The sequence below is a fragment of the Xanthocytophaga agilis genome, assembly GCF_030068605.1.
GTDB lineage: Bacteria > Bacteroidota > Bacteroidia > Cytophagales > 172606-1 > Xanthocytophaga > Xanthocytophaga agilis.
The window spans coordinates 1-587 of the sequence record NZ_JASJOU010000058.1 but is presented as its reverse complement, the minus strand read 5'-3'; the positions used below and the strand labels follow the sequence as shown (position 1 = coordinate 587).

The window sequence follows — 587 nt, the reverse complement described above, 5'->3', positions numbered from 1 at the left end:
CTTGAACGCATGCAGTCAGCATCCAAGCGGATGTCGGTTTTAATCCAAGATCTGTTGTCATTTTCCAAAATATCAAACCAGAAAGATCGTACCGAATCTGTATCCTTGAATCAGGTGCTAGATACAGTGCTGGTTGAACTCGAGTTTCGTATTCAGGAAACACAGGCTACTATACAGGTAGACACATTACCCACCATACAGGGCGATGCTACACAGTTGGGCCAGTTATTTTTGAATCTGTTTTCCAATGCGCTCAAGTTTCGTAAAGAAGATATAGCTCCTGTTATTAAGGTGCAATATGAGCTTGTATCTTTTACTTCATTACCTGCTTCTGTCAGGACTCATCAATCAAAACTATATCATCGGATTGAGGTAAAAGATAATGGAATAGGATTTGAGCAGGAGTATGCTGAACGTATTTTTCAGATCTTTCAGCGTTTGCATAGCAGAGTGGAATATGCCGGAACGGGTATTGGGCTGGCTATCTGTGAAAAGGTAGTAACTAATCATAAAGGCGCTATACAGGCAACCAGTACGTTAGGTCAAGGGGCAGTCTTTACTGTATTTTTGCCCGCTTCATAACTAGA

General features: G+C 41.4%; 1 protein-coding gene. It reads left to right on the top strand.

Features of this window, described 5'->3' with window-relative positions:
* Positions 1-582 (top strand): sensor histidine kinase (locus QNI22_RS40180; protein ID WP_314520325.1); only part of this gene is annotated, 582 nt, incomplete at its 5' end.
* Positions 583-587: the final 5 nt, after the last annotated feature.